This is a genomic window from Mangrovactinospora gilvigrisea, from assembly GCF_001879105.1.
GTDB lineage: Bacteria > Actinomycetota > Actinomycetes > Streptomycetales > Streptomycetaceae > Mangrovactinospora > Mangrovactinospora gilvigrisea.
Map to the genome: position 1 here is coordinate 18231 of NZ_MLCF01000052.1, position 23801 is coordinate 42031.

The following is a 23801-nucleotide window of genomic DNA, read 5'->3' on the forward strand; positions in this document are numbered from 1 at the left end:
ATCCGCAGGCCGCTCTCGTTGTGCACCGGACGGGGACAGGGTCCGGTGAACGAAGAGCGCCTCAGCCTTCCGCAGGGACAAAGGTCAACTCAAGCAACAAGGACCGCGCGCCGGGTGACGGCCCGACAGGAGATGCCCGATCGAACACGGCGGATGCCACAAGCCTGATGAACCTGCCCGATTTTGAGTCGGCTGACGCGCCGTCCGTTCTCGGTGCGGTCCGCGGATTGCGAGGTTCACCTCGGCACTCGTGATCAACCGGCGGTGGACGGCCAGGCGAGCACCAGGCGGGAGCGCGGCCGACCCAGTACCCGGACGTGCGGGCCGGCGGGCGCGGGCGCATTGGGGGGCTGGGCGGAGAACTCGGCGTGGTCGCCGCGGTGGTCGCCCCAGTCGCCGATGGCCTGCGCCAGGCGTTCGGCGGTGCTGCGGGCGTGCGGGCCGTGGCCGATCGCGCCGAACTCGAAGGCCGTCCTCTTCGGGGTGGTGGGGCGGAACGTCAGATAAGCGAAGGAGTCTCCGTCGATCAAGGTTGCGCTGCCCGTGGCGGACGAGGCGGCGACCAGTCCCTTGTCGCGGGCCTCGCGGGTGGCGGCCAGCAGGGCGAAGTCGGGCAGGACGGTGGCCAGCCACAGCTCCAGATCCCCGTACGACTCCCTTGGGCGCAGGACCAGTCCGGACCAGGCTTCCTGCGGCGGCGAGGCGAAGGCGGCGCGCAGACCGGCCTCGTCGGCCGGTACGCCGTCCTCGATGCGCAGCCCGATCCGCAGCGCCGCCTCCTGGCTGTCGCGCAGCGCGATCAGCTGCTGGCCGACGGCGCCGGCGCCGCGCATCGGCACGAAGCCGCACACCTCATGGTCGCGGGAGGCCATCCGGCCGCCGTCGTGGTGAAAGGCGATCGAGCGGGTCAGCCCGCGAAACCGCAGAGGGACCACCAGGCGTCCGTCGGGGGCGAGCTGGTCGATCCAGGCCGGGGCGAGTTCGGCCGCCTCGACGGTGACGAGGATGCGGTCGAAGGGAGCCAGCTGCGGCACGCCGGCGTCGCCGTCCACAGCCTGCGTCTCGACGCGGCCATAGCCCGCAAGGTCGAGCAGGCGGCGGGCGCGGTCGACGACGGCCGGGTCGATGTCCACGGTGACGACCTGGCCGTCCTCTCCGACCAGTTCGGCCACCAGCGCGGCGTTGCAGCCTCCGGAGCCGATCTCCAGCACCCGCATCCCGGGCCGGATCCGGGCCTGTTCCAGCATGAAGGCCTGGATGCGGGCCGCGCTGACCGACGACAGCGCGCGGCCCTCGGGATCCCGGACGGTCACCTCGACGCGTTCGGCCTCATACGCCTGCTCCGCGCTCGCCTCGGGAATGAACAGATGGCGCGGAACGGCACGGAAGGCCTGCTCCACCTCGGTGGTGCGCAGCGCGTCCAGGTCGCGCAGCTGCTGGATCAAGGCAGAGCCGAGTCGATTGAGGGTGCGGGCCGACGGCGTCGACGGTGCGGATGGAGCGGTCATGTCCGCCTCCGAAAGGGATGAGTTCGGGCGTGGGTGCAGGCCGCTTCGATCCCGGGCACGGTGAGCGCGGCGACACGCTCCGATGCCCCCCGCGACGGCGCGATGCTACGACCCGCCTCCGACATCAGCCAGCAGCCGCGCGGCCGCGGGCCGGCGATGTGCCCGAGCCGGTACGCCCCGGCACCCGCCAGCAGCGGGCGACCGGTGGACTCCCTTGCGGACACACGAAGGTGCAATCTTGTGCAACGTCCTGGCGAGCCAACGTCGCCGGGGTGCAACCTCAAGATGGCTCACATACCCGCCCGGACCGGGGAGGCTGACGGGATGCACGAAACCGAGCTGTGCACGCGGTGGGACGAACTGGAGCGCGACGGGCTGCGCCCCCTCCAGGACAAGCTTCGGCCCGAGTACGCCCAGGTGCAGCTGGAGAGGGACTACTCCTCCTGGCTCGTCCCCGGGCTGTTCCAGACGCGCGAGTACGTCACCCGGGTCCTGTCGGCGATCCGGGACATCAAAAGGCTGCCGGACGACGTCGCCTCCGCGGTCGAGGCCCGCATCGAGCGGCAGAGCATCCTTGAGGACCCCCGCAAGAAGTTCATGGTCCTCATCGAGGAGCAGGTCGTGCGCAACGGCTTCGGCGGGCCGGCGGTCATGCGCCCGCAGATCGACCGCCTCATCCACGCCGTGTGGCGCCCCAATGTGCACCTCGGCGTCATCCCCGCCAACTCCGACCGCCGCTGGTGGCCCGCGGAGACGTTCACCATCATGGACGGCGACCGGGTCTCGGTCGAGCTGGAGACCCGCTACGTCAACCTCACCGACCCGGCCGAGATCGACCGCTATGTCGAGCTGTTCGCCGACCTCAGCCGGATCGCCCTGCACGGCGCGGACGCCGCCCGGTTCCTCGAAACGGCCCGCGACACCCTCAGCTAGACCCGGGCACCACCAACCCTCAGGAGATCACCATGTCCCTGAAGTTCCTCGGGATCGACCCCGAATCGCCCGTCGACGAGTCCCCCACCATCTGGCTGGAGGAGGAGACCGGCGACCTGATCATCCAGTCCTGGAAGGCCGACGACCCCACCCTCACCCGGTGCAAGGAGGTCGGCTCCATCCCCGGACACTCCACCGACGTCCCGCCCGGCGAGACCGTCATACGTCTGCCCGCCGTCATGCGCCAGTTCCTCCCCCACGAAGGCGCGGTGAGCGATGCCCACCCTGGTGCGTGAACACCTGGCGAAGGCCGAGCGCTCCGCCGTCCACCTGGAGACGCGCGACGCCTACATGCTGACCGATCCCGGCTTCATCGCCTGGCAGGACGGCCGGCGCCTGGATCCCAAAGACCGCGCATCCTGGTGGGGCGGCTGGCACGATGCGGTCGCCGACGCCGCGGGCAAAGGCGTGCGGCTGCGCCGGGCGCGCATCGTCTCCGAGCCGGTCACCGACTACATCCGCTACGAGTACGACGTGACCTTCACCAACCTCGCGGCCGGCGAGGAGGTGCGGTGGCTCCCGCGCCGCCGGGCGTCCCTGATCGCCCTGCCCGGCAACGACTTCTGGCTGTTCGACGAGCAGGTGGTGGTCTTCAACCACTTCGCCGGCGACGGGCGCTCGGGCGGCATGGAGCTGTGCGGCGATCCGGCCGCCGCCCGGCTGTGCACGGATGCGTTCGAGGCGGTCTGGAACCGGGCCGTCCCCCACGCCGACTACCGGCCCGCCTGACCCCGGGCGCCGCCCATGCCGGCCCCGTCATCCTCCAGCGTCCAGCACGCGCGCAAGGCCCTCGGCGCGCGCCTGCGCGAGCTGCGCGAGGACGCGCGGATGACGGGCCGGCAGTTCGCCGCCCTGTGCGGCTGGTCCGGCGCCAAGGTCTCCCGGATCGAAAGCGCCCGGACCTCGCCCTCACCCGACGACCTGCGGGTATGGGCGTCGGTGTGCGGGGTTCCGGAGCAGAGCGCCGACTTGATCGCCTCCCTGCGCAATGTCACCGACATGTTCACCGAGTGGCGGCGGATGGAACGCGCCGGCCTCAAGCAGGCCCAGCAGGCGCAGCTCCCGCTGTTCGAGCGCACCCGCCGCTTCAAGTCCTACTCCTCCTGGCTGGTCCCCGGGATGATCCAGACCGAGGCCTACACCCGCGCCGTCCTGCGGGCCGTGCAGAAACGCCGGGGTCTGGTCGACGACGTCGAGGCGGCGGTCCGGACCCGGATGGAGCGGCAGCACATCCTCCAGGACGGCGGCAAGGTCTTCGCCTTCCTGATCGAGGAGGCCGTGCTGCGCTCCTGCCTGGGCAACACCGACGTGATGGTCGGCCAGCTGGGATCCCTCATCACCGTCTCGTCCCTGCCGAACGTGAGCCTGGGGATCGTGCCGATGGGCGTCAATCGGATGCGGATGCCCACCGAGGGCTTCTGGATCTACGACGACCACCAGGTCAACGTCGAGTTGGTCTCGGGATACCTGACGATCACCCAGCAGTACGAGATCGAGTTGTACGCGCAGGCGTTCGCGGAGTTCGCGGAGTCGGCCGAGTACGGGGCCGCGGCCCGCGCCCGGATCACCGCCGCGATCAACAGCTTCGGGTGAAAATCTGCAAACCCGTGCAAACTCATGGCTGCTGTGATGTCCGGTTTCCTACCGTCCAAGGCATGGCGGACATCGACGCAGCGATACTCCTGCCGCCGGCCCGCGCGCTTCGTCGTCTCCCGGTGGATCGGGAGACCCTGGCGCGGCTCGGCGGCGAGGCGTGCATCGCCTGCGGCGCGGTGGCGGAGCTGCGGCCGGCGCGCATGGAGTTCACCAGTGACGGCGCCGGCGGCCTCTACGGCTGGCCGACCAGGGTCTGCCCGCAGCACTGATCGATCGAGCGGGACAGGGAGATGACGATGGATCAGGACATGGCGGTGGAAGCGGACGAGGACGACGGGGCGATCCGCAGGGAGTGCGCCCTCGGCGAGGACCGCGAGGGAAGGGTCATCGCCGGATGGAGCGGGGCGGCGTCCGGCCTGCTGCCGCTTCCCGCCGGCGCGCTGGGGAGCTTGTGATGGCGGCCACGCGGCGGCGCCTGACGGAGGAGGAGAAGCGCCGGATCACCCTGAAGGTCGGGGACCGCGTCATCGACGACACCACCGGCGTCGAGGCACAAATCATCGCCCTGGGCCCCCACCAGGCCCGCGTCCAGGGCGACGCAGGCGGCCAATGGACGGCCCCGCGCGAGCGCCTCAGCCGCATCGAACAGCAGGGCCGGTCGTGACCGCGGTCTTCGACAACCGGTGCTCCTACTGCCCCGGCCGAGGCCCGCTCGTCATCGTCGGCTGGGTCGAGGCGGCCTCGGGCCCCGGCTACCCGGTGCGCGCCTGCCGCGCCTGCCGCCGCACCGGGAAGGTCAAGGCAGACCAGGGCCTCACCCTCGTCAACTCCGCGCGGCCGGCAGCCGCCGGAAGCGCTCGTCCAGGGGCGCATCCGTGACCGCCGCAGCGTGCGAGATGTGCGTGCGACGCATCGGCCTCATCGAACGGACGGTAAGCCTGAGATGACCACCAAGGACACCACGCCGACATGCCCGGTGGTGTCCGCGTGCCCGAAGTGCGTGCGACTGACCACCGGCCTCGCCGACATCGCGCAGTCCGCCGTACGGGTCGGCGCCTCACCCCGCGTCAGCCAGGACGCGGCCGAGGCCGCGATCCGCATGCTGAGCACCGCAGTCGGCGACTGGCACGCCCACCTGCTCGTCGAGCACCACCAGCTGCCGCGCCTGCCCGTCAGCGCGTTCGGCTGACCCATAGCTCCCGGCCGCCGAGGCCATCTCCCCACGGCGGCCGGGCCCGACGTCCGACCCGGGTGCCCGCACGTCCTGCGCCGCCCGGGTCGGGCTCCGCCCCCGATGGCGCCGTGGACACGCACGGCCGCCCGCGTGTGATCGGGAGCGCGGGCCGTCAGCCCCGTGCGTGGGCCGGCGGCCCACCACCGCCGCCGCCCCTCCCGGCCCCTGGATGCGGACCCGGGAGGGGCGGCACCCCCGCACGAAAGGAGCGCGATGGACACCCCCGCCGACCTCCCCCGGCCGCTCACCGAGGAGACCCTCCTCGCCCTGACCGCCCGCCGGCACTGCATCGAGCAGATCGGCCTTCCGGTCGAGGATCGGAAGGCCGACCGCACCTCGGCCGTCCTGACCCTGACGGCCGGAATCGGTGCGGACGACCTTGCCCTGGCCGCCCTGCAGGCGGCCTGCGCGCGCCGCGGTTGGACCTGCACCAGCATCATGCGCGACGGCACGCTGGTCCTGACCGTCTCGTGGGGACCGCTGCACGCCCAGTGCCCGGACTGCCGGCGTCGCCTGCGCCTCGGGCCCGACCACCTGCTGCCGCGCCACCGCCCCCGGACCAGCGAGCGCACCGAGGAGGACTGGATCGCCGTCGCGGACGGGGCCCTGCCGGCCACCGAGTTGGAGTTGGACTGCCCGGGAAGCCACACCGCCCCGGCCGACTCCGCCACGGCACCCCGCGCTCAGCGGGAGCGCCTGCCGACGACCCTGCTGCTCGCCGACCATCCCCGCTGGCACACCCCGCCCGGCCGCACCCATCCCGAGCGGATCATGTACCACCGGCACTACTACTGGCGCCTGCGATGGACCGGCGGACGCTGCGTCCGTGAGCCCCTCACCCCTGTCCCGCCCGGCACCCTCCGGGTCCGCACCTCCCGCGCCCTCGCCGCCCACCTGCCCCCGAGCCTCCCCGACCCGGTCGCCGAGGCGCTCGCCGACGTCAAACAGGTGATCATCGTGCCCAGCTCCGACCTGTGGGAGGCCATCACCGGCGCTGCAATCCGCCACCTCGTTCAGGACGCGACCGCCCGCCGCGCCCTCTACCGCCGCTGGTGCAGCCGCTACGGCACCCACACCCTGCCCGGCGGCCCCCGGATCGTCGACACGCCCAGCCCGGAGGCCGTCGGCCAACTGCGGCCCGCCGAGATCGAACCCGACGACCTCCGAGAGGTCCTGACGTTCCTGAAGCAACCGGCCCACGCCTACCGGATGCGCTGCCACCTGTGGGCCGGCATGTCCGGACCGACCCTGATCGACGCCCTCGCCGGCTACGGCGGCCTCGGCCGCCGCGCCGCAGCCCTCGCCGCGGCCGACCACCTCGGCGACCCCGCCCTGCGCCCGGTGGACCGGGAGCTGTGCGACGCCGCCATCGACCTGGCACCGAACCACCCCTGGCCGCTCGACGAGATCGACTTCGGCCCCTACTGGCAGGACCTGGCCACCTCGGCCCAGGAGCGCCGGACGCTGGCGGCGTTCGTCCTCGCCCACGCCTCGATGCTGGAGATGGCCGGGGTGGACCGGTAGACGCGACATGGTCCGGCACGGGCCTGAACAAACCGGACGAGACTCCATCGCAGATCGGCTCCCAGGTGAACAGGCCACGGGCGGCGGCGGACCAGTCGGCGGCACAGCGTGACATGTGACGATCAAACGGACTCTCCTATGACGCGCAAGTCGAGGTGGGTGGGAGATCGGCAGTGTTGAGGTGCCGGTAGATCTGGCGTGCGAGGTAGCGCTTGAGGCTTCGGCGAATCTCCTTGTTGGTGCGGCCTTCAGCACGTCGGCGTTCGACGTATGCGCGGGTGTCGGCGTCGTGGATCATGCGGCTGACCGTGGCCATGTGCAGGGCCCGGTTCAGGCGTCGGTCGCCGCCGCGGTTGAGCCGGTGGCGGACGGTGTTCCCCGAGGATGCAGGGATCGGGTTGACGCCGGCCAGACAGGCGAATGCGGCTTCGGATCGCACCCGTCCACGGTGGGACCAGGCCGTCATCACCACGGCTGCGGTGACGGGCCCGATCCCGGGTTTGTCCAGTAGCCCCGCGGCTGGCGTTGCACGCACCAGGGCGGTCATCGACTTTGCGTTGGCGCTCAGTTCCTCGTCGAGTGCGACGATGCGCTTGGCCAGGCGTATGGCTTCCCCTCGAGCGGTCGTGACCGCGACTGGCTCTTCACGGGTGCGCCAGCGGGAGACTTCGAGAATTTGACGACCGGTCAGTGCCCGACGCCCGTCGATATCGAGGTCGACGGCCCGAACCAACGCGGTCAGTGCGTTGACGTTCGCGGTCCGCTCATCGGTCATCTGGTCTCTGGCGGTCACCAGTACGCGCAAGGCGGCGCGCTCTCCGTCGTCGGCGCGGGGGTGGCGCAGCTCGTGCTCCTCGAGAGGGAGCGCGGCCTCGGCGATGCGGCGTGCGTCGATCGGGTCCGACTTGCCCTTGCCGCGATGAACCCCCATCCGAGGCGCTTCGATGACGTGGTACCCGGCCTCGGTGACGGTGCGGGCGAACTGGGCGCCGAAGGTCGCTATCCCCTCCATGACCCACAGCGTGGCGAGGTCGCCGCCGGTGCGGCGTGCCGCCCAGGCCACCGCCCGGGTCATGCCGGCTTTGCTCGTCGGGAACTCGGCCGTATCGAGCAGTTCGCCGGTCGGCGCGGCCAGGACGGCCAGGACATGGTTACGGGCGTGGGTGTCCACGCCGATGACATACGGGTGGCTGTGCGCGACGATCGTCACGGTGGTCGGGTGCCTTCCAGTCCAGAGGCCAACGGTTCGGCCGCTGACGGCCGACATCGGGCTGGGCAGGAGTCACTCCGGGCCACGACTGTGACGGGCCACGCCGTGAACGGCGGGCATTCTCCTGATCAGGACACCGAGGTGGGCCAGGACGGCATCGGCTCCCACCATGTCGGACAAGTCCATTGGAGGGCACCTTTGAGGGCCACCGTTGACAAGAGTCACGACGCGGCGGGACGGCCGACACCACCCTGGCAGCCGATCCCAGACCAGCCACCCCGAGTCTCACAACCGTTGACAACAGCGCTACGGGCGATCGGCCGGAGTCCCAGAGCACAACTCGACTGGAGCGACTGACTGCTGGCGCCCACCGTTCGCCGAGGCCATCCGGTCACGCCACCCTCTTCGGCCAAAGCCGCGCCCACGACGAGGCGGACCCGGAAGCATAGGACGGCACACGCTTAAACCGGGAGGCGGCTGATGGCCAAACACTGGAATCCGGTCTCGGAGTTCGAGGAGCAGGACGACGACATCGAGGTGCGCGTCGCCGCAGCCGACGCTGCCAGGCTGCGCGTCTTCGCCCGCGCGCAGAACATCACCCTCAAGCGGGCCATCGGCCACCTGCTGGCCCGCAACGTCTCCGACGAGGAGTACACCGAGCACGCCGCGGCCGCCCGGAGCCTGATCGCCGAAACCGGCGGATACACCGTCACCGCCGCGGACGAGCAGGCGGCCGAGGCGTTCGCTGCACCATGGCCGCGGGGCTGGTTCCGCCAGGTCGGGTTCGCCCTGGACTGGACCGCCATCGCCGCGCTCACCGAAGGGCACCCGCTGCTCGGCGGCCTGATGGTCCAAGCAGCCCTGGGCAAGGGCGCGCTCCTGGTCCACGACCTGGCCATCTACGCCGCCGAGGCCCACCACCCCGGCTCGCTCCGCTTCTGCACCAAGGCCGGCGCCCTCAACCGGATCGGTACCGGCTTCGAGTGGGGAAGCGGCCCGGACGTCCCGCACCTGACGGACATGGAGATCATGCAGCCGTTCTACCTGTGCCACGCCAACCACGACCTGACCCTGCTCACCGTCCGACCGCAGATCTACGAGGGCCTCGGCATCACCGTCGCGGCACCTCGGTGAGAGTCCACGGCGTGCTCCGCTTGGGTGCCGTCGGCCCCGCAGGTCCACCAGGCCCATGTGAGAGCAGACGGGCCCAGCGCGTGGTGTTGTCGGCCTCTCCATGGCCGGATGCCGCTCAGCGCATCGGCACCGACGCCACACCCCGGAGCGGCCCGGCGCCGGTACCGATTAGCCCGTGCGTCAGCGGGCGGCCAAGCTCGGGAACCATAGGCCACTGAATCCCCATCTGTAGCCTCGATATCACCGTCTGCAACCATCTGGAGGCGCCATGCTGATGCTCGACGCCCTCAACGCGATCGCGTCCGACAGCCGAGCACCAGGCGAGCCCCGACCGATCCCGCAGCCGGCCAGCCGGGCGCGGCGCATAGTCAGGTCGACGGGCTACGCGATCATCGTCGTGGCGCTCACCCTGATGGCCGCTGCCCTCACCGCGCCGTCGGGCGCGGCAGTTCACCTCAGTTTGATCGCCGTCATGCTGGGTGCTCCAGGTGTCGGCGGCCGTGGCAAAGTCCAGGTGTGCGGCCAGTTGAGTCCAGGCTGATGGCCACCAGAATTCCCGGTGGATGGCCGTCTGACCTGTGGTGCTTCTGGCCGCCTGCCTCACCACCGCCGTCGCGGCCTTCTGCGCGGGAGACATGCTCTCCGCATGCACCGCTCTTGTCTCATGCGCCGCCGGAAGCCTCTGCTTCGGCCGGACGATCCCCAGCCTCTGCCCCTTGGCGTCGCCTGACCTGGCGGCCGCACGGATCCGCCGTCGCTTTCGCCAGGCCCAGGCGATGCACGTCATGCGGGTGTTGACGTTCGCCGCCGGGTTCCTTGCGGGAATCTCGCTCGCGCTGAGGAAGGACGGACATGAGATGCCGGCCGGGCTCGCGCTCGGGCTGGTGACGTCAGGCTCGGCGTCCGCGTTCCGGGTCCTCGTTCATGGGAGGAAGGCGGCGGAGAGGTCGCGGCGGCGGCCTTGACCAGATCGTTCGAGGAGCTTCATGCGACCGACTTCTCAGGTCAAGCGCTCCAGCGGGTAGCGGTGCGCCGTCATATCGATGCCCTGGCCCGGGCGGTCCGTGCTCCGATCGAGAGCAGCGTCCTGGGGACGAGCGTCCTGGCGCGAGATTCGGCGCGACACCTCGTGGAGCGGCTTCATCGCGCGGCCGACACCGCGGCAAACTCGGAGGCATGGGCCCGGTGCCGTGTAGACCTGGGAGCGCTTGCGCTCAACGTGTGAGTAGATCGGCACCAGCACCACCGCGGCGACCACCTGGGGACTCTCCGGGGACTCTCAGGGCTGTCACGAGGACTTCCCGGGGAATTTCGATCATGTGACCGGGAAAGGTTGCGACAGCCCTGAATCGACCAGACATAGGTGACCTGCTGGAACTCCTGGTTGCGCTGGTCGATGTCCTCCTTGATCGCCGCCGCCGTCCACGACGCCGCCGAGGACGAGCCCGCGCTCGTCCCGCTGAGCCGCCCCGAGTTCGTCCGGCCTTTGCGGGCCCTCGTGCTGCCACCCGTCCGCGACCGCGAACACGTCCTGCACGGACCGCTCGGCGGCGACGGAACCAAGCCGTCGCGACCGCCTGCCGCCAGCAACGACACCACCGACACGACCAACCGCGATCAAGAACTACGGCTGCCGTGTCAGTCGACGAAAAGGTTGAGCTCCCAGTAGAGGCCGTTCACGAGATTGCAGTGGTACGCGCTGGCGTTGCCCTGTTCTACCTGAATCTGACCGGCCAAATCGCAGTCATTCACATTGGAATACTGCTGCCCGGTGTCGATCCAAACGTTCGGTCGAGTCGGGACGTTAGGTGCCGCCGACACGGCTGAGGTGCCGCCGATGACGGCGCCGACAGCAACGGCGAGGACAGCGAAGGCACGGACAAGACGCTTCATGGATCCCCATTTCCAAAAGCACTGACGAGCTAAGAACACAAGGAAATCTAGCAGCCGAGGCCATTACGTCAATACGCTGAGATAGGTTCCTTGATTCGCCGCCCCGGCGGAATGCCATCTTCTGCTCTCCCAGCAGATGCAGTTCGTGAACCTGATGGCGGCTGCGTAGGCGTGCCGGCGGCGGTGACATGCTGCTGCCCGGCGCTGGTGACGGCACCGCCACAGCGACTGCTCCAGGAGGTAGGCAGGCGCCCGGCAGGGCTGAAGCAGCACCAGCACCCGCAGCAGCCACAGGAGTTCGAAGCGACTGACAGGCACCAGGTCGGCCCGTCGCTGCCGTGTCCGACACCGCAGCACGCTCCGGCTCGACCAGGATGCCGATGGCGAGGACGATCAGATCGCCACTTGCGCACCGCGAGACCCACCAGCCGCGGCAGCAACACCGGGGCCGGCGACCGGCAGCGATACAAGGCGAGCGTGCCGGTGTATCGGTGCCGGCGGATCTGCAGCACCGACGCACCGGCATCGGCCCGGCCGACGGGACGTCGGCGGTGTCCGGGGGTTCCCCGCCCGCCGACCTTTGCGGGCCTGGCGAGGTTCATGGCGGAATCCGGGGCGCGGCGATGGCCCCGCCCATCCCGGCGCGGCCGCGTGGACGGTCCCTTCCAACCGGCAGCCCCGGGGGCGGACGCCGCGGCAGTTGATTCGGAAGAGGGCCGTTCTGGCGTGCGCGTCCCGGTCCGGGGCAGACGAGGGGCGGCCGTCGGCTCCCGGACCCGGAGCTGCGGCTCCGGTGGCCGGATCTGCCTCGGGGACCCCGGCCACCGGACACCGCCGCCGCCACGTAGACGCATCCGCGGCACCTGTTGGCGCGCAGCACGCGCCGCGGCCGTGCCGGAGGGGAGTCCCAGACCGTCGGCGTTCCACCTCGCTTCGGTCGATCGTCACGCCGGGTTCGGGCGGGAGCGGCCGACAGGGGCGGCGAGGTCCGCGATCAGACGGCAGCTTGGGGACCGCGTGCCCAGGGCGGTCCGAGGCGCGGCCGGGGGGTGCGTGGGGCGCACGCGGGCTAGGCTTTCGTCGTTGTCGAGGTCGCCACGGGGGGCGCTGATGCAGCCGTTGACCGCAGCCGATCCGCACCAGGTCGGCCCGTATCTGCTGGAGGGCCGGCTCGGTGGGGGCGGGATGGGCCAGGTCTATCTGGGACGCAGCCGCGGGGGGCGGCGGGTGGCGGTGAAGGTGATCCATCCTCAGTTCGCCGCCGAGCCGGACTTTCGGGGCCGTTTTCGCCGTGAGGTGGAGTTGGCGATGAAGGTCGGGGGGTTCTGGACGGCGGCGCTGGTCGACTCCGATCCGGAGGCGGCCGAGCCGTGGGTGGCCAGCGAGTACGTGCCCGGTCCGACGCTGCGTCAGCGCATTGTGGCGGACGGGCCGCTGGGGTTGGGGCCTTTGCGGGAGCTGGCGGTGGGGTTGGCGGAGGCGGTGGCGGCGGTGCATCGGGGGGGCTGGTGCATCGGGATCTGAAGCCGGCGAACATTTTGATGGCCGAGGACGGGCCGCGGGTGATCGATTTCGGGATCTCCAAGGCGGTGGAGGAGACCGGCGGGCTGACGGCGACGGGGGTGGTGGTGGGCACGCCGGGGTTTCTGGCGCCGGAGCAGGCGGTCGGGTCGGTGGTCACGCCGGCCACGGATGTGTTCGCGTTGGGTGCGGTGCTGGTGTTCGCGGCGACGGGGCGAGCGCCGTTCGGGGACGGACCCAGTCATGCGCTGCTGTATCGCACGGTGCACGACCGGCCGGATCTGGAGGGGGTGCCGGGTGTGTTGACGGGGCTGCTGGAGTCGTGTCTGGCCAAGGAGCCGGGCCGGCGCCCCAGCGCCGGTGCGCTGCTGGAGCGGCTGGGCGGGGAGGTGGCCGGGGAGAGGGGGCCCCGGGCCACCACCGTCGCACCGGCACCGCGGACGGCACCGGCGCCTGCGTCGGCGCCGATTCCGGGACCCGCCCCGGACCCGCCGACCGCGGATGTGCCCCGCTTCGCCGATGCGCCGGAGGCTGAGGGGGAGCCGACCGCTCCGGGCCGGTCGGTGCACGCGGCCCGCAGCCACCGGATGCCCGCCGTTGTTCTGGCGCTGCTTGGCGGTGGGGTCGTACTGGCCATCGAGGGCGTCCTCGGTGCCCTCAAGGGCGGCATCGGCCCGGTGGACCTGTCTCTGCCGATCCTGACGGCGCTGGTCGTGGGCTTCGGTTGGTGGTTCCGCCAGGATTCCCGCGGGCGTTGATCGTCCAAGGGGGATCCCCGGACCGGGAGCGGCCCGGTGGACTGCTGCGTGGTGCTGAGCCCGCTCAGGGGTGTGTGTCCCGGTGCCGGGCGCCGGGGTGAGCCCGCTGGGTGCGGATCGTGGCTCTGACAGGTGCCCAGCTCGTTCGGATCGACGTCGTTGAAACAGTGCAGTCGATGACGGCCTCGTCCTTTGTCGGCGCGGACGTCTGCCCGGACACGGCCGGCCCCGGCGGCCTTTTCGTGGTGCTGGGCTCGGCGGATGCGGTCGATGCGGTGGCCGGTGCGGCACGGCGGCCGTCCGCCGGGTCCGCATTCTCACCCGACCACGAGCGTCACCGACATGCGACCCGAACCAACCTCCACCACAACCCGGGCCGGGGACGGGACTTGGGGCGCGACTCCACCGCCGCCACCTGGAGTGGCAACCGTGGTCACCGCGTGCACAGCAGGCTGCCCGGGGCTGGTCTGGCATCCTGGGTGTTGCGGGAGGGCCGCGGTCCTCGGGCTGCGTGCGGCCGCCGTCTTCGGCTACCAAGTGCTGAAGGTGCTGGGGCGCAATCGGCGCAAGCGCGGCCAGCGGCTGAGCCTGTACGAACACGGCCTGGTTGTTGTCGCCGCGCGGGGGCGGACGGCGGCCTACCGGTGGGATGCGGTGACCGTCAGCCGCAAGACGGTGCGCCGCGGTTTCGAGAAGTCGGCTGAGTGGGGTCCGGCGATTGCGGAGGCCGTGGCCCGCGCCGGCCGGCCGCAGTCGTGCTGAGGCAGTAGGCGGGCGCGGTGAGGGGGCATCACCTCGCCACCGAGAGCCCGGGTGCCGGATTCCCGCCCCGCATGGAGCCTGCGCCCGAGTCCTCGCGCCCGGCGAGGATGATCGACGGCGCAGGACCCCGAGCGGCGAGCATGTCGGTACCCACCCGTCCTTCAACGACGTCGCGTTCACGGTCGTCGATCGGGCGGATGCGTTGGAGATCGACTTGCAGACGGATCGCGCCGGGGCGGCCCGCAGCGTCTCGGTACGCGCCCCAGCATGGCTGGTCGTCGTCGACCACGGGCATAGGGAGCCGCACGCCGCCGGACGCGGTGCGGATCCGACGGCGACCGCGGCCGCGACGTGCGCGGAGCGCACTTCCGGCGCGCCGGGCGTGAGCTCCGGGGCGATGTCGTCAGAACTCTGTCATTAGCCGTAATAATTCGGAAAGACGGATTTGCCTGTTTCGGTGTCGTCGTGGGCGCCGGTGCTCCCTAGCCTGGCTGTCCATGAAGGGGTTCACCTCCACGCTCCGTACCCCGAGGCTGACCAGTCAGCTCGGGGTGTGGCTCGGGCCCATGTTCGCGATCTGCTTCGTCACGGGGTTCATCAGCCACGAGATCCAGCATCCCGCCTCCTGGTTCTTCTGGCCCGCTCACCCGGTGTGGCTCTACCGCGTGACCCAGGGCATGCACGTGGCCACTGGTCTGGCCTCGATCCCCCTGGTGCTGGCCAAGCTCTGGTCGGTCTTCCCGCGGCTGCTGCGCCTGCCGGGGGTCCGGAGGTGGGCGAACGTCCAGACCTGGGCCCAGCTGCTCGAGCGCTTGAGCGTCCTGGTCCTGGTCGTCGCGGCTATCGTTCAGCTGTCCTCCGGCGTGCTGAACATCGCCCGCTGGTACGCGGCGATGGGCTTCTTCTTCACCTCCCTGCACTACTGGACGGCATGGGTCGTGACGGGCTCGCTGCTGGTGCACATCGGCGTGAAGCTCCCGGTCGTGCGGCGCGCGCTGGCGGCGCCCGTCCGTCCGCTGCGCCGGCCGCCCGCGGGCCTGACCCGCCGCGGTCTGCTGACCACGGTGGCGGCGACGTCGGCGGTGGTCACGGCGGCGACCGTGGGCGAGACCGTCCGCCCGCTCGCGGCGGTCTCGGTGCTCGCCGACCGCGACCCGCGTGTGGGACCCCAGGGCGTGCCGGTGAACAAGTCCGCCCTCGCGGCCGGCGTCCACGCCGCGGCCACCAGCCCCGACTGGCGGCTGGCGGTGTCCGGTCCGGCCCGGACGGTGCGGCTCAGCCTCAGCGACCTCGCCGCGATGCGGCAGACCACCGCCGCGCTCCCGATCACCTGTGTCGAGGGTTGGAGCGCGGGCGCGACCTGGACCGGGGTGGCGCTGCGCGACCTGGTCCACCTGGTCGGCGGAGACGGCGCAGACCAGGTCGCGGCCATTTCCCTGCAACGGGGCAGCGCCTACGCCCGCTCGATCGTCGATCCGCCTCATGCGCGCGACCCGGAGACGCTGATCGCGCTTCGGCTGCACGGCGAGCCGCTGCACCTCGACCACGGGTACCCCGCTCGGCTCATCGCGCCCAACCGGCCCGGCGTCCTGCAGACCAAGTGGCTCTCGCAGCTGATCGTGGGGAGCGCGGCGTGACCGGCAAACCGGAGATGGGTGTCATGGCGTGGGTGCGGCGGCTGCTGGTCGGCGTGGGCCTGGCGATGATCGCTTTTGCGGTCTTCGGTGGCGGTGGCCCGAGGCTTTCCACCTCGCCCTACCTCGTGTTCGCCGCCAGGGTCGCGGTGATCGTGCTCGCGGTCCTGCTGCCGCTGACGTTCGCGCTCGGATGGCTGATCGGCAGGGCCGTCCCCGCCTTGGTGCGGCCCGTCGTCCAGGGCGCCTGCATCGCGACCGCGGTGATCGTCGGGATCGCGCTGCCGTCCGTGCTGGGGCGCGGACGCCAGCCCGACCTGCCCTCGGCGCTGCCCCGCAACTACGCCACCGGCCTGTGGACGGTGCTCGCCGTGGTGTGGGCGGCCGCGGCCCTACTGATCGTCATACGGATCCTGCGACGCCGCCGCGCCCCTGTGGGAACACCCCTGAAGGAGAAGAACCCATGAGTGACCAGCAGCCCGTCGACGTCTGCGCCGCCGAGGAGATCGAGGACGGCGGGATGCGCACCGTCCCGGCGCGGGAGACCGGTTGGTCCGATGCGATCACGATCTTCCGCGACGGCGACGCCTATTACGCCCTCGACGACACGTGCCCGCACGAAAAGGCCTCGCTCGGCGAGGGCTGGCTGGAGAACGGCGAGATCGAGTGCCCCGTGCACCAGAGCCGGTTCAGCGTCGCGACGGGGGCGGTGGCCTGCCCCCCGGCGTTGCGCAACGCCCGGGCCCACCGGGTGGAGGTCCTGGGCGGCCGGGTGGTGCTCAGCCCGGGCCGGCTCCCGGGTGATGTCGGATGAACGGCGTCGACACCCCGCCAGGCCGTCCCCGATTGCCCGGGCATGTCCTGGTAGTCGGAGCCGGGCTGGCGGCGGTGACGTTGTGCGGAGCCCTGCGCGAGGGTGGGTTCCCAGGCCGGCTCACGATCGTCGGCGACGAACCCCGCCTGCCGTATGACCGGCCGCCGCTGAGCAAGCAGTACCTCGCCGGCGAGCGCGAGCTCGCCGACATCGCGCTGCAACTGCCCGACTGGTATCACACCCACGCGATCGACCTGCGGCTGGGGACCCCCGTTGTCATGCTCGATCCCGCCGCCGGCCGTGTGGAACTCGCCGACGGCAAGGCCCTGGCCGCGGACGCGATCGTGCTCGCGACCGGCGGACGGGCGCGGCGGCTGACGGTGCCGGGGTGCGAGTCGGCTCGGGCTTTGCGCACCCGTGCCGACGCCCAGGTGCTGCGCGACGCCCTGGCACCGGGTGCCCATGTCCTGGTCGTGGGCGCGGGCCTGATCGGCGCGGAGGTGGCGGCAACCGCGAGCGGCCGCGGATGCCACGTGGTCCTGGTCGATCCGAACGCGCTACCGCTGCAGCAGGCGATCGGCCCGCCTGCCGCCCGCGCGCTGCACGCCCAACACGCCGCCCATGGCGTGCACGTCGTCTGCGGCAGTGTCGTGGCCGTTGAGTCCGGCCGGGCGGTGCTGACGACGGGCGAGCACGTGCCGGCGGATGTGATCGTGGCGGGCATCGGCATCACGGTGAACACCGAACTCGCGCAGGCCGCCGGGCTCGAGGTCGACAACGGCGTTCTGGTCGACGCCGGCATGCGCACCAGCGCCGCGAACGTGTACGCCATCGGCGACGTTGCCCGGATCGCCTCCGCACCGCACAGATCCGAGCACTGGGACAACGCGCGCCGCACCGCGCAGGCCGCGGCGCGTTCCCTCCTCGGACTCCCACCGCAGAATCCGCCCGCCCCGTGGTTTTGGACCGACCGGTACGGCACCCACTTCGAGATGGCCGGGCACTACCACCCGCGGGCGCGGCCAGTGCAGCGCGGTGACATCGAGACCGGGCAGGGCACCGTGTTCTACCTTCGGGGCTCGCGCTGCGTCGGCGCCGTCTCCTTGGACCGCCCGCTCGACGTCCGCGCCGCACAGCGCCTGATCGACCGGAACGTCGACGTCGAGGCCGCCCAGCTGGCCGACGAGGACGTGGACCTGCGCAAGTTGCTGAAGCCGCGCGCGTGAGCCGGACGAGGAATGCCATCGCTCGATGCACCGCGGCCCTCGGCCTCTCAGCACGCCGGCAGAAGACTCTCGCTTCAGTGGAGGCCGCATGGCCAACAACGCGCACCTCGTGACGGACATCAGCCCGAACATCCGCGGTCGCGTCCCCAACCAGGCGGGCTGCCGCAAGCGCATGCGGCGCGCGATCGACATCGCGCGCACCCCCGTCGGGTAATCGACGTGCGCGTCGCCCTTTGCGCCGGGCACCCCGAGACCAGCGACCGCGACCAGGCATGCCGGGCCGTCCCGGACGCGCTCGGCACGGCCGGCGGAGACGCGATCGCGGGGATCCACCAAGGCATCGCCCTGCTCCCGGGCGAAGTCGTGGTAGCCAGCATGCCGGTAGGCGCCTTCGCCGGCCGCGCTCGAGCGCGCCGCCCGCCTCCTCTTCGGCCGCCTCGGCAGGGCTCCATGTCCTCGGATGCCGATTCCCGATGTGGGAGAGGGAGACGCGGCTCGGAGTCGGGCCGACACGGAAGGCGGCGGGTTGCCACTGTCGCGGCGGCGGCCGACACCGCGCGGTCGGCGATGTCCGTGACCCGGGAGCGGAGCACCGGTGCGGGGCCTTGGGACGGCCGACGCGCTGGTCCGACCCCGCGCATCGGCCGGATGGACTCTGCTCGCAATCGGTGTCCGAGCCCTGCGGTGGCGTGGTGACCGCCAGCCGGTGCCGGGGGTGTCCGGCCGGGCTGGCTCGCCGACGTGCCGCAGCCGCACGCGCGCGCGCCGTGGCGGCGGCCGACCGTCTGGAGCGGCTCGGGAGCGGCTGCGGGCCGCGGTTGCGTGCGATGCTTGCCGCGGCGGTCGACTGCCACCTGGACAGCGCGGCCCTGCAGGAGTCGGCCGCCGCGCATCTGCCCGCATGTGTCAGTGATCGACTCTGACACGTGAATAGCTGAAGCTCGGGTCTTTCCGGCCAGGATGTGGGACCGATCGGCATAGCCCGTGGGCTCCGTCCTTGCCTGGACGACCCGGTGGCGTCCATGGGGGCGAGGGAGACGCGGTAGCCGAGCTCGTTCAGCCGGGAAACCGCTCGCCATCCCGCCCGTTCGGGATCCCGCTGGACGAAGTAGCTGCCGCCGAGCTCGTGGTATGGCACCCGGTCACTGAGCATCTGCACGATCGCGGTGATGATCGAGTGCTCGACCGCTAGCTAAATTGGCCGGACTTGCCGTCGTCGTGGACCTGGACGTCCGGCCGGGACAGTAGCGTCATGGGCTTCGAGGCGCCCCGCGTGCGGCTGGTGATGGCGGACTCCTTCGGCGCGCCGGTTCGCCGGTCGACCGGTGCGGCCTACGCGGCCTGTGCGTGGGGCCTGGTCTTCGCGCTGGTCAGCTTCTACCGGGGCAGCGGAGGCCGGACGGGGCTGGACACCATCGGCGGTGCGATCGAGCGGCGGGCGCTGGCCGGGGATGCGGCGATCTACGCCGCGGTGTGGATCACCGGTGTGCTGAAACTGCTCGGCGCGGGCCTGGCGCTGGCGCTGGTGCGGCCGTGGGGGCGTCGGATGCCGCGGTGGTCGGTGCTGGTGCCGGCCTGGATCGCGGCGGTGGGCCTGACCCTGTACGGGGGCCTGCTGGAGGTGACCAATCTTCTTGCGGCCACGCATGCGGTCACCCCGGCACAGCCGGTCGAGTGGAAGCCCCTGTGGTGGCACCTGTATCTCTGGGATCTGTCGTTCCTGGTCTGGGGGCTGCTCTTCGCCGTCGCGCTGAGGAGGTACCTGCGGACGAACGGCGCCCTGCGGCGAGGGTGACGGGCGCAAGGCCCCGGGCGACCGAGCCGGGGTGTGCCGAGGGCGGTGCGGACCGCGCCGAACCGGGGCGGACAGCGTCGGGGTGCCATTGTGCGGCGGCCAGGCGACCGCTAGCCGGAGCGGGGACCGGGACGGGGGTTGGCGGTGAGCATGGCATTGCCCAGGGCGCTGACGCTGTGCTGGACCTGTCGGCCCCGGCGGCTCGTGGTGATCAGCTCTCCGTGGCGCAGGGCCGTCGCGAGCGCTGAGGCCGAAGGCGGGGTGATGCCCAGGGCCTCGGCGAGTCAGGTAGGTGGTGGAGTTGTCGTAGACGTGCCGGGTTCCCTCGGGGGCGTCGAACGGCAGCCGCAGGAAGCCCTTCACCAGGTCGTCGGGCTCCAGTGACGCTGCCGTTCCCATCGATGGTGATCAACTCGCAAGGGTGAGCGGGGCCAGGTGTCGCCGTTGGGGGTTGCCGCGAGCAGTCGTAACAACTATGGTTGCGACATGGGAGCCAACAGCAGGCTGACGGTCGCCGCGCACGCGCTGACCTGGATCGGGCTCTACCAGCGCCGCGGCCACGAGGTCGCCACCTCGGAGCAGATCGCCACCAGCGTCAACACCAACCCCGTGGTCATCCGCCGCCTGCTGGCACAACTGCGCAAGGCCGGCCTCGCCGACTCCCGGCGCGGCGCCGGCGCCGGATGGACCCTGACGCGCGAGTTGTCGGCGATCACCCTGCTCGACGTCCACCAGGCCGTCGAGCCGGGTCCGCTCTTCGCCCTCCACCCGGCCGAGCCGGACCCGGAGTGCGTCGTCGGACACGGCATCGGCCCGGCGCTGTCGGCAGTGTACGACGGCGTCGAGGCAGCCCTGCGCACAGAGTTGGCGCGCACCACACTGGAGGACGTGCTGCGCGACATCCTCGCGGCCGCATAGCCCAAGATCCGCCCGAGCGCCGGACGGGCCTGTCGCACACCCACAAATGTAACCAAAGTTATTACGTCAAGGAGTGATTTCCATGGGACAGCTGCAGAACAAGACCGCCCTGGTCACCGGCGCATCCACCGGCATCGGCCTGGCCATCGCCCGCCGGTTCGCCGCCGAGGGGGCAACCGTCTACCTCACCGGACGCCGCAAGGCCGAACTGGACGCCGCCGTCCAGCAGATCGGCGACCGGGCCATCGCGGTGCCCAGCGACGTCTCACGCACCGACGATCTCGACCGCCTCTTCGAGGGGATCGCCGCACGCAGCGGCCGCCTCGACATCGTCGTCGCCAACGCCGGCGTGGGCGGCTACGAACCGCTCGGCCTGATCACCGAGGAGGACTACGAGCGCACCACCGCGGTCAACCTCAAGGGCACGATCTTCACCGTCCAGAAGGCCCTGCCGTTGCTGGACGCAGGGGCCTCGGTGATCCTGCTGTCCTCCAGTGCCGCGCTGCGTGCGACCCCGGGCCTCGGCGTCTACGCCGCCACCAAGGCCGCCATCCGCAGCCTCGCCCGCACCTGGGCGGGCGAGCTGGCCGACCATGGGATCCGCGTCAACGCCCTGACGCCGGGTCCGGTCGCCACGCCGGGCGCCGACGAACTGCGCGCCGCCCTCCCGGGCGGCGACCGCGACGCGCAAGGCGCCGCCCCCGCCACGCCGACACCGCTGGGGCGCGTCGGCCGCGCCGACGAGGTCGCCGCCGCCGCCCTGTTCCTGGCCGGAGATGCCAGCTCCTTCACCACCGGCGCCGAACTGCCCGTCGACGGCGGCGCCACCCAGCTCTGAGCCTCGATCAGCGCGATGGCGGTCGCCTTCGGCACGACCTGAGGCCCCGTCACCAACCTCATGTCAGCGCTTGGCGTTCTCGACGCGCCCCCGGCCACACACGGAACGCCTCGTGCCCCACGGCGCCGCTCCGGCCGCCGCTACCGGCTGGCGGCGGTCGCCGGGTCGTCGGGCCCGGCGTGGCGCCCGGGATCGAGCAACGCCAGGCGGACGGCGTCATCACTGCCCGGTTCGGGAGTACCGACCAACAGGTACTGGCCAGGGGCGGCAACGACTTCAAAGGTCTGGTAGGTGAGAGTGAAGACGCCCGCCCGCGGATGATGGAAGGTCTTGGTGCGACCGGCGAGGCGCCCGACGTCCTGACGGCTCCACAGCCGCGCGAACTCCGCACTGTCCCGGCGCAGTCCATCGATCAGGGCCCGCATCCGCGGATCGTGCCGCGCATGCCCGTGGGCCAGCCGCAATGCGGCGACGGTGTCGCGAGCCACCTCGTCCCACTCGGCAAACAGCTCCCGGGCCGCCGGATCGCAAAAGAGCGAGCGGACCATCCCCCGCCGGTCGGCGAGCGGCGACAACAAAGCTTCGGCCAGGGCGTTGCAGGCCAGGACGTCCAGCCGCCGATTGACCACGTAGGCGACGGCCGCCGGGAAGGTCTCCATCAGCCGCAGCAGCGCGGGGGCGACCCGCTCACCGTCGCCACCGGCCCCATCGGCGGTGTGCGGGACGAGCCCCGCCAGCCGGTAGGCGTGCCAGCAGGCGTCGTCGTCCAGGTGAAGCGCCCGCGCCAGGGCATCGATCACCTGGCCGGAGGGATGGCGCTCCCGTCCCTGTTCCAGCCGGGTGTAGTAGTCGGCGCTCACCCCGGCCAGGACGGCAACCTCCTCCCGCCGCAGTCCGCTGACGCGCCGGCCGCGGGAACGGGGCAACCCAACATCCCCCGGGCCGATCCGGGAGCGCCGAGCCAGCAGGAATTCTCCCAGGTCATTGGCTCCCATGAGGGGAATCGTACGCCGCGTGATCCTGGGTGTGCGGCACCCAGGAAGGCGCGCCCTGCCGCGACCGCGCGAGGCGGCCGAAGCTGACAGCAGCCAGGGCGGCGCACCGCGCCGCTGCAGACCCAGCGAAAGACCGACGATGACCGCTCCCTCCGCCCCCTCCTCCCCCGCAGCCGCCGCCAAGGCGGTTCTGATCACCGGGGCCAGCAGCGGCATCGGCGAGGCCACCGCCCGCCGGCTGGCCGACGCGGGCCACCGCCTGCTCCTCGGCGCGCGCCGCACCGACCGCCTCACCGCACTCGCCGCCGGCATCGAGGCAAACGGCGGCAGCGCCGCCGCCCTGGCCCTGGACGTCACCGACCCGGCGAACATGCACGCCTTCGCCGCGGCGGCATACGAGCGGTTCGGGCGCATCGACGTCCTGGTCAACAACGCCGGGGTGATGCCGCTCTCGCGGCTGGACGCACTGCGCGTCCGGGAATGGGACCGCATGATCGACGTCAACCTGCGGGGCGTGCTGCACGGCATCGCCGCGGTGCTGCCGGTCATGCAGGCCCAGGGCAGCGGACACCTCGTCAACATCGCGTCCGTCTCCGGACTGCGCGTCGATCCGACGGCGGCCGTCTACAGCGCCACCAAGCACGCCGTCCGCGCCCTGTCGGAGGGGCTGCGCCAAGAGAGCCGTCAGGTGCGGGTCACGGTAATCACCCCGGGTCTGACCCGCAGTGAGCTGACCGCCTCCATCGGCGAGGACGCGACCCGGACAGCTGTCGAGGGCCAGATGGGCATCGCCATCCCCGCCGCCGCGATCGCCGAGGCAATCCACTACGCCATCGCCCAGCCGGAGGGCGTCGACGTCAACGAGGTCGTGGTCCGGCCCACCGCGCAGGGCTGAGAGCAGACCGCAGCCACGACCGCCGAGCACCAGGTCACCGGTCGGGCCAAGGCGCACGGACCGGCCCGGCAGAGCAACGCCAGGACGCCGTCCTGCGGCCGGAGACGCAGGTGCAACCCCATACGCCACCCTTCCAGTTCGGAAGCGGATTTGGCGGGCGGCGCCACACTCGCGCACCAACCAGTACGGCCCACCTTGGCTTCCCACATGGCCGGAGCCGGGCCCTCGCAGCGCGCCCGATACCACGCGAAGCTCAGCAAACCACGCACACGACAGGGACTCCTATCAACGCGTTCCAAGGTGGATGATGGGCGCCGTGACGGACCTCGACCAGCGACGGTCGCGCACTGCCGCGGCGGCTGCTCGATTCCTGTCCGCTGTCGCGTTCATCCGTCAGGGTCCACCGGTTCTGGTGGAGTACCGAGGCGGCTCGCTCGACGGCCACCGCGCCCCCGTTCCGCACAGGGATCGGCTTCTCACCGAGGTACGGCACCACTGTGGCCGTGCAGGCGCGGCGTACACGAGAACGGCAGCAACCGGCACTGAGGTATAC

The 23801-nt window shown here is 71.6% G+C and carries 29 protein-coding genes and 1 pseudogene; 25 read left to right on the forward strand and 5 right to left on the reverse strand.

Annotated features, from left to right (window positions below):
- Window positions 1-254: 254 nt before the first annotated feature.
- On the reverse strand, window positions 255-1508 hold the full coding sequence (gene fxlM, locus BIV57_RS11100) for a methyltransferase, FxLD system (protein WP_071656567.1): 1254 nt from the start codon (window positions 1506-1508) through the stop codon (window positions 255-257).
- A gap of 324 nt (window positions 1509-1832) precedes the next feature.
- Between fxlM and BIV57_RS11105 the strand changes: the two genes are divergently transcribed.
- The 10 genes from BIV57_RS11105 (at window position 1833) to BIV57_RS11145 (ending at window position 6855) form a co-directional block, all read left to right on the forward strand.
- Window positions 1833-2441 (forward strand): DUF5753 domain-containing protein, encoded by a 609-nt coding sequence (locus BIV57_RS11105; RefSeq protein ID WP_071656568.1) that lies wholly within the window; start codon window positions 1833-1835, stop codon window positions 2439-2441.
- 32 nt (window positions 2442-2473) lie between these two features.
- Entirely contained in the window at window positions 2474-2737 is a 264-nt protein-coding gene (locus BIV57_RS11110; RefSeq protein ID WP_071656569.1) for a hypothetical protein, read from the forward strand.
- Window positions 2718-3230, forward strand: coding sequence for a DUF6879 family protein (locus BIV57_RS11115; protein ID WP_071656570.1), 513 nt, complete (start codon window positions 2718-2720; stop codon window positions 3228-3230). The genes BIV57_RS11110 and BIV57_RS11115 overlap by 20 nt, the downstream gene beginning before the upstream one ends.
- A 15-nt stretch (window positions 3231-3245) precedes the next feature.
- Window positions 3246-4094, forward strand: coding sequence for a helix-turn-helix domain-containing protein (locus BIV57_RS11120; protein ID WP_071656571.1), 849 nt, complete (start codon window positions 3246-3248; stop codon window positions 4092-4094).
- Window positions 4095-4156: 62 nt separating this feature from the next.
- The gene (locus BIV57_RS11125) at window positions 4157-4366 is read left to right on the forward strand and encodes a hypothetical protein (protein WP_071656572.1); all 210 of its coding nucleotides are present in this window, start codon (window positions 4157-4159) and stop codon (window positions 4364-4366) included.
- Between the two features lie 21 nt (window positions 4367-4387).
- Entirely contained in the window at window positions 4388-4552 is a 165-nt protein-coding gene (locus tag BIV57_RS25110; RefSeq protein ID WP_175548726.1) for a hypothetical protein, read from the forward strand.
- Window positions 4552-4761, forward strand: coding sequence for a hypothetical protein (locus BIV57_RS11130; protein ID WP_071656573.1), 210 nt, complete (start codon window positions 4552-4554; stop codon window positions 4759-4761). The genes BIV57_RS25110 and BIV57_RS11130 overlap by 1 nt, the downstream gene beginning before the upstream one ends.
- The gene (locus BIV57_RS11135) at window positions 4758-4976 is read left to right on the forward strand and encodes a hypothetical protein (RefSeq protein WP_071656574.1); all 219 of its coding nucleotides are present in this window, start codon (window positions 4758-4760) and stop codon (window positions 4974-4976) included. Before BIV57_RS11130 ends, BIV57_RS11135 begins: the two co-directional genes overlap by 4 nt.
- A gap of 64 nt (window positions 4977-5040) precedes the next feature.
- The gene (locus BIV57_RS11140; RefSeq protein WP_071656575.1) at window positions 5041-5286 is read left to right on the forward strand and encodes a hypothetical protein; all 246 of its coding nucleotides are present in this window, start codon (window positions 5041-5043) and stop codon (window positions 5284-5286) included.
- A gap of 258 nt (window positions 5287-5544) precedes the next feature.
- Entirely contained in the window at window positions 5545-6855 is a 1311-nt protein-coding gene (locus tag BIV57_RS11145) for a hypothetical protein (RefSeq protein WP_071656576.1), read from the forward strand.
- A gap of 136 nt (window positions 6856-6991) precedes the next feature.
- On the opposite strand, the gene BIV57_RS11150 is transcribed toward BIV57_RS11145, so the two are convergent.
- Complete coding sequence (locus tag BIV57_RS11150) at window positions 6992-8065, reverse strand: IS110 family RNA-guided transposase (RefSeq protein WP_071656599.1); 1074 nt, start codon at window positions 8063-8065, stop codon at window positions 6992-6994.
- A 480-nt stretch (window positions 8066-8545) separates the two neighbouring features.
- Between BIV57_RS11150 and BIV57_RS11155 the strand changes: the two genes are divergently transcribed.
- From BIV57_RS11155 to BIV57_RS11175, 3 genes and pseudogenes are all read left to right on the forward strand, one after another.
- On the forward strand, window positions 8546-9199 hold the full coding sequence (locus BIV57_RS11155; protein ID WP_071656577.1) for a PIN domain-containing protein: 654 nt from the start codon (window positions 8546-8548) through the stop codon (window positions 9197-9199).
- Between the two features lie 268 nt (window positions 9200-9467).
- Window positions 9468-9740, forward strand: coding sequence for a hypothetical protein (locus BIV57_RS11160; RefSeq protein ID WP_071656578.1), 273 nt, complete (start codon window positions 9468-9470; stop codon window positions 9738-9740).
- Window positions 9741-10562: 822 nt separating this feature from the next.
- Window positions 10563-10813, forward strand: a pseudogene (locus BIV57_RS11175) (IS701 family transposase); the annotation flags it as partial.
- Between the two features lie 24 nt (window positions 10814-10837).
- Here the strand turns inward: BIV57_RS11175 and BIV57_RS24580 are convergent.
- Window positions 10838-11092 (reverse strand): hypothetical protein, encoded by a 255-nt coding sequence (locus tag BIV57_RS24580; RefSeq protein ID WP_139275598.1) that lies wholly within the window; start codon window positions 11090-11092, stop codon window positions 10838-10840.
- Between the two features lie 1110 nt (window positions 11093-12202).
- Between BIV57_RS24580 and BIV57_RS23505 the strand changes: the two genes are divergently transcribed.
- From BIV57_RS23505 to BIV57_RS11185, 3 genes are all read left to right on the forward strand, one after another.
- Window positions 12203-12616: a protein kinase family protein gene (locus BIV57_RS23505; protein ID WP_079170225.1), complete on the forward strand. Its 414-nt coding sequence runs from the start codon at window positions 12203-12205 to the stop codon at window positions 12614-12616.
- A complete protein-coding gene (locus BIV57_RS11180) occupies window positions 12601-13371 on the forward strand; it encodes a protein kinase domain-containing protein (protein ID WP_079170226.1) in 771 nt (256 codons plus the stop codon). The genes BIV57_RS23505 and BIV57_RS11180 overlap by 16 nt, the downstream gene beginning before the upstream one ends.
- A gap of 537 nt (window positions 13372-13908) precedes the next feature.
- Window positions 13909-14133 carry a hypothetical protein gene (locus tag BIV57_RS11185; protein ID WP_139275600.1) on the forward strand — a complete coding sequence of 75 codons (225 nt, stop codon included), beginning with the start codon at window positions 13909-13911 and terminating at the stop codon, window positions 14131-14133.
- 28 nt (window positions 14134-14161) lie between these two features.
- Here BIV57_RS11185 and BIV57_RS11190 read toward each other — a convergent pair whose 3' ends face one another.
- The gene (locus tag BIV57_RS11190) at window positions 14162-14422 is read right to left on the reverse strand and encodes a hypothetical protein (RefSeq protein WP_139275601.1); all 261 of its coding nucleotides are present in this window, start codon (window positions 14420-14422) and stop codon (window positions 14162-14164) included.
- Window positions 14423-14630: 208 nt separating this feature from the next.
- Between BIV57_RS11190 and BIV57_RS11195 the strand changes: the two genes are divergently transcribed.
- From BIV57_RS11195 to BIV57_RS11225, 8 genes are all read left to right on the forward strand, one after another.
- On the forward strand, window positions 14631-15770 hold the full coding sequence (locus BIV57_RS11195; protein ID WP_071656585.1) for a molybdopterin-dependent oxidoreductase: 1140 nt from the start codon (window positions 14631-14633) through the stop codon (window positions 15768-15770).
- Complete coding sequence (locus BIV57_RS11200; RefSeq protein ID WP_071656586.1) at window positions 15767-16234, forward strand: hypothetical protein; 468 nt, start codon at window positions 15767-15769, stop codon at window positions 16232-16234. The genes BIV57_RS11195 and BIV57_RS11200 overlap by 4 nt, the downstream gene beginning before the upstream one ends.
- Entirely contained in the window at window positions 16231-16581 is a 351-nt protein-coding gene (locus BIV57_RS11205; RefSeq protein WP_071656587.1) for a non-heme iron oxygenase ferredoxin subunit, read from the forward strand. Before BIV57_RS11200 ends, BIV57_RS11205 begins: the two co-directional genes overlap by 4 nt.
- Window positions 16578-17807 (forward strand): NAD(P)/FAD-dependent oxidoreductase, encoded by a 1230-nt coding sequence (locus BIV57_RS11210; protein WP_071656588.1) that lies wholly within the window; start codon window positions 16578-16580, stop codon window positions 17805-17807. The genes BIV57_RS11205 and BIV57_RS11210 overlap by 4 nt, the downstream gene beginning before the upstream one ends.
- Before the next feature lie 88 nt (window positions 17808-17895).
- Complete coding sequence (locus tag BIV57_RS26395) at window positions 17896-18021, forward strand: hypothetical protein (RefSeq protein WP_265736986.1); 126 nt, start codon at window positions 17896-17898, stop codon at window positions 18019-18021.
- 1038 nt (window positions 18022-19059) lie between these two features.
- Entirely contained in the window at window positions 19060-19602 is a 543-nt protein-coding gene (locus BIV57_RS11215) for a DUF3995 domain-containing protein (RefSeq protein ID WP_245797554.1), read from the forward strand.
- 486 nt (window positions 19603-20088) lie between these two features.
- On the forward strand, window positions 20089-20520 hold the full coding sequence (locus BIV57_RS11220; protein WP_071656589.1) for an Rrf2 family transcriptional regulator: 432 nt from the start codon (window positions 20089-20091) through the stop codon (window positions 20518-20520).
- A gap of 82 nt (window positions 20521-20602) precedes the next feature.
- Complete coding sequence (locus BIV57_RS11225) at window positions 20603-21358, forward strand: SDR family NAD(P)-dependent oxidoreductase (RefSeq protein ID WP_071656590.1); 756 nt, start codon at window positions 20603-20605, stop codon at window positions 21356-21358.
- A gap of 140 nt (window positions 21359-21498) precedes the next feature.
- On the opposite strand, the gene BIV57_RS11230 is transcribed toward BIV57_RS11225, so the two are convergent.
- Window positions 21499-22353, reverse strand: a complete 855-nt coding sequence (locus BIV57_RS11230; protein ID WP_071656591.1) for a helix-turn-helix domain-containing protein — start codon at window positions 22351-22353, stop codon at window positions 21499-21501.
- Between the two features lie 139 nt (window positions 22354-22492).
- Here BIV57_RS11230 and BIV57_RS11235 point away from each other — a divergent pair, with 139 nt between their 5' ends.
- Entirely contained in the window at window positions 22493-23248 is a 756-nt protein-coding gene (locus tag BIV57_RS11235) for an SDR family oxidoreductase (protein ID WP_071656592.1), read from the forward strand.
- Window positions 23249-23801 lie beyond the last annotated feature (553 nt).

Bases quoted from the DNA above. Each gene is read 5' to 3' on its own strand.
- BIV57_RS24580 (WP_139275598.1), bottom strand. From the start codon at position 11,092: ATGAAGCGTCTTGTCCGTGCCTTCGCTGTCCTCGCCGTTGCTGTCGGC.
- BIV57_RS11140 (WP_071656575.1), top strand. From the start codon at position 5,041: ATGACCACCAAGGACACCACGCCGACATGCCCGGTGGTGTCCGCGTGC.
- BIV57_RS11105 (WP_071656568.1), top strand. From the start codon at position 1,833: ATGCACGAAACCGAGCTGTGCACGCGGTGGGACGAACTGGAGCGCGAC.
- BIV57_RS11225 (WP_071656590.1), top strand. From the start codon at position 20,603: ATGGGACAGCTGCAGAACAAGACCGCCCTGGTCACCGGCGCATCCACC.
- BIV57_RS11145 (WP_071656576.1), top strand. From the start codon at position 5,545: ATGGACACCCCCGCCGACCTCCCCCGGCCGCTCACCGAGGAGACCCTC.
- BIV57_RS11155 (WP_071656577.1), top strand. From the start codon at position 8,546: ATGGCCAAACACTGGAATCCGGTCTCGGAGTTCGAGGAGCAGGACGAC.
- BIV57_RS11120 (WP_071656571.1), top strand. From the start codon at position 3,246: ATGCCGGCCCCGTCATCCTCCAGCGTCCAGCACGCGCGCAAGGCCCTC.
- fxlM (WP_071656567.1), bottom strand. From the start codon at position 1,508: ATGACCGCTCCATCCGCACCGTCGACGCCGTCGGCCCGCACCCTCAAT.
- BIV57_RS11125 (WP_071656572.1), top strand. From the start codon at position 4,157: ATGGCGGACATCGACGCAGCGATACTCCTGCCGCCGGCCCGCGCGCTT.
- BIV57_RS11230 (WP_071656591.1), bottom strand. From the start codon at position 22,353: ATGGGAGCCAATGACCTGGGAGAATTCCTGCTGGCTCGGCGCTCCCGG.
- BIV57_RS25110 (WP_175548726.1), top strand. From the start codon at position 4,388: ATGACGATGGATCAGGACATGGCGGTGGAAGCGGACGAGGACGACGGG.
- BIV57_RS23505 (WP_079170225.1), top strand. From the start codon at position 12,203: ATGCAGCCGTTGACCGCAGCCGATCCGCACCAGGTCGGCCCGTATCTG.
- BIV57_RS11215 (WP_245797554.1), top strand. From the start codon at position 19,060: ATGGGCTTCGAGGCGCCCCGCGTGCGGCTGGTGATGGCGGACTCCTTC.
- BIV57_RS11110 (WP_071656569.1), top strand. From the start codon at position 2,474: ATGTCCCTGAAGTTCCTCGGGATCGACCCCGAATCGCCCGTCGACGAG.
- BIV57_RS11235 (WP_071656592.1), top strand. From the start codon at position 22,493: ATGACCGCTCCCTCCGCCCCCTCCTCCCCCGCAGCCGCCGCCAAGGCG.
- BIV57_RS11205 (WP_071656587.1), top strand. From the start codon at position 16,231: ATGAGTGACCAGCAGCCCGTCGACGTCTGCGCCGCCGAGGAGATCGAG.
- BIV57_RS11130 (WP_071656573.1), top strand. From the start codon at position 4,552: ATGGCGGCCACGCGGCGGCGCCTGACGGAGGAGGAGAAGCGCCGGATC.
- BIV57_RS26395 (WP_265736986.1), top strand. From the start codon at position 17,896: ATGGCCAACAACGCGCACCTCGTGACGGACATCAGCCCGAACATCCGC.
- BIV57_RS11195 (WP_071656585.1), top strand. From the start codon at position 14,631: ATGAAGGGGTTCACCTCCACGCTCCGTACCCCGAGGCTGACCAGTCAG.
- BIV57_RS11115 (WP_071656570.1), top strand. From the start codon at position 2,718: ATGCCCACCCTGGTGCGTGAACACCTGGCGAAGGCCGAGCGCTCCGCC.
- BIV57_RS11160 (WP_071656578.1), top strand. From the start codon at position 9,468: ATGCTGATGCTCGACGCCCTCAACGCGATCGCGTCCGACAGCCGAGCA.
- BIV57_RS11220 (WP_071656589.1), top strand. From the start codon at position 20,089: ATGGGAGCCAACAGCAGGCTGACGGTCGCCGCGCACGCGCTGACCTGG.
- BIV57_RS11210 (WP_071656588.1), top strand. From the start codon at position 16,578: ATGAACGGCGTCGACACCCCGCCAGGCCGTCCCCGATTGCCCGGGCAT.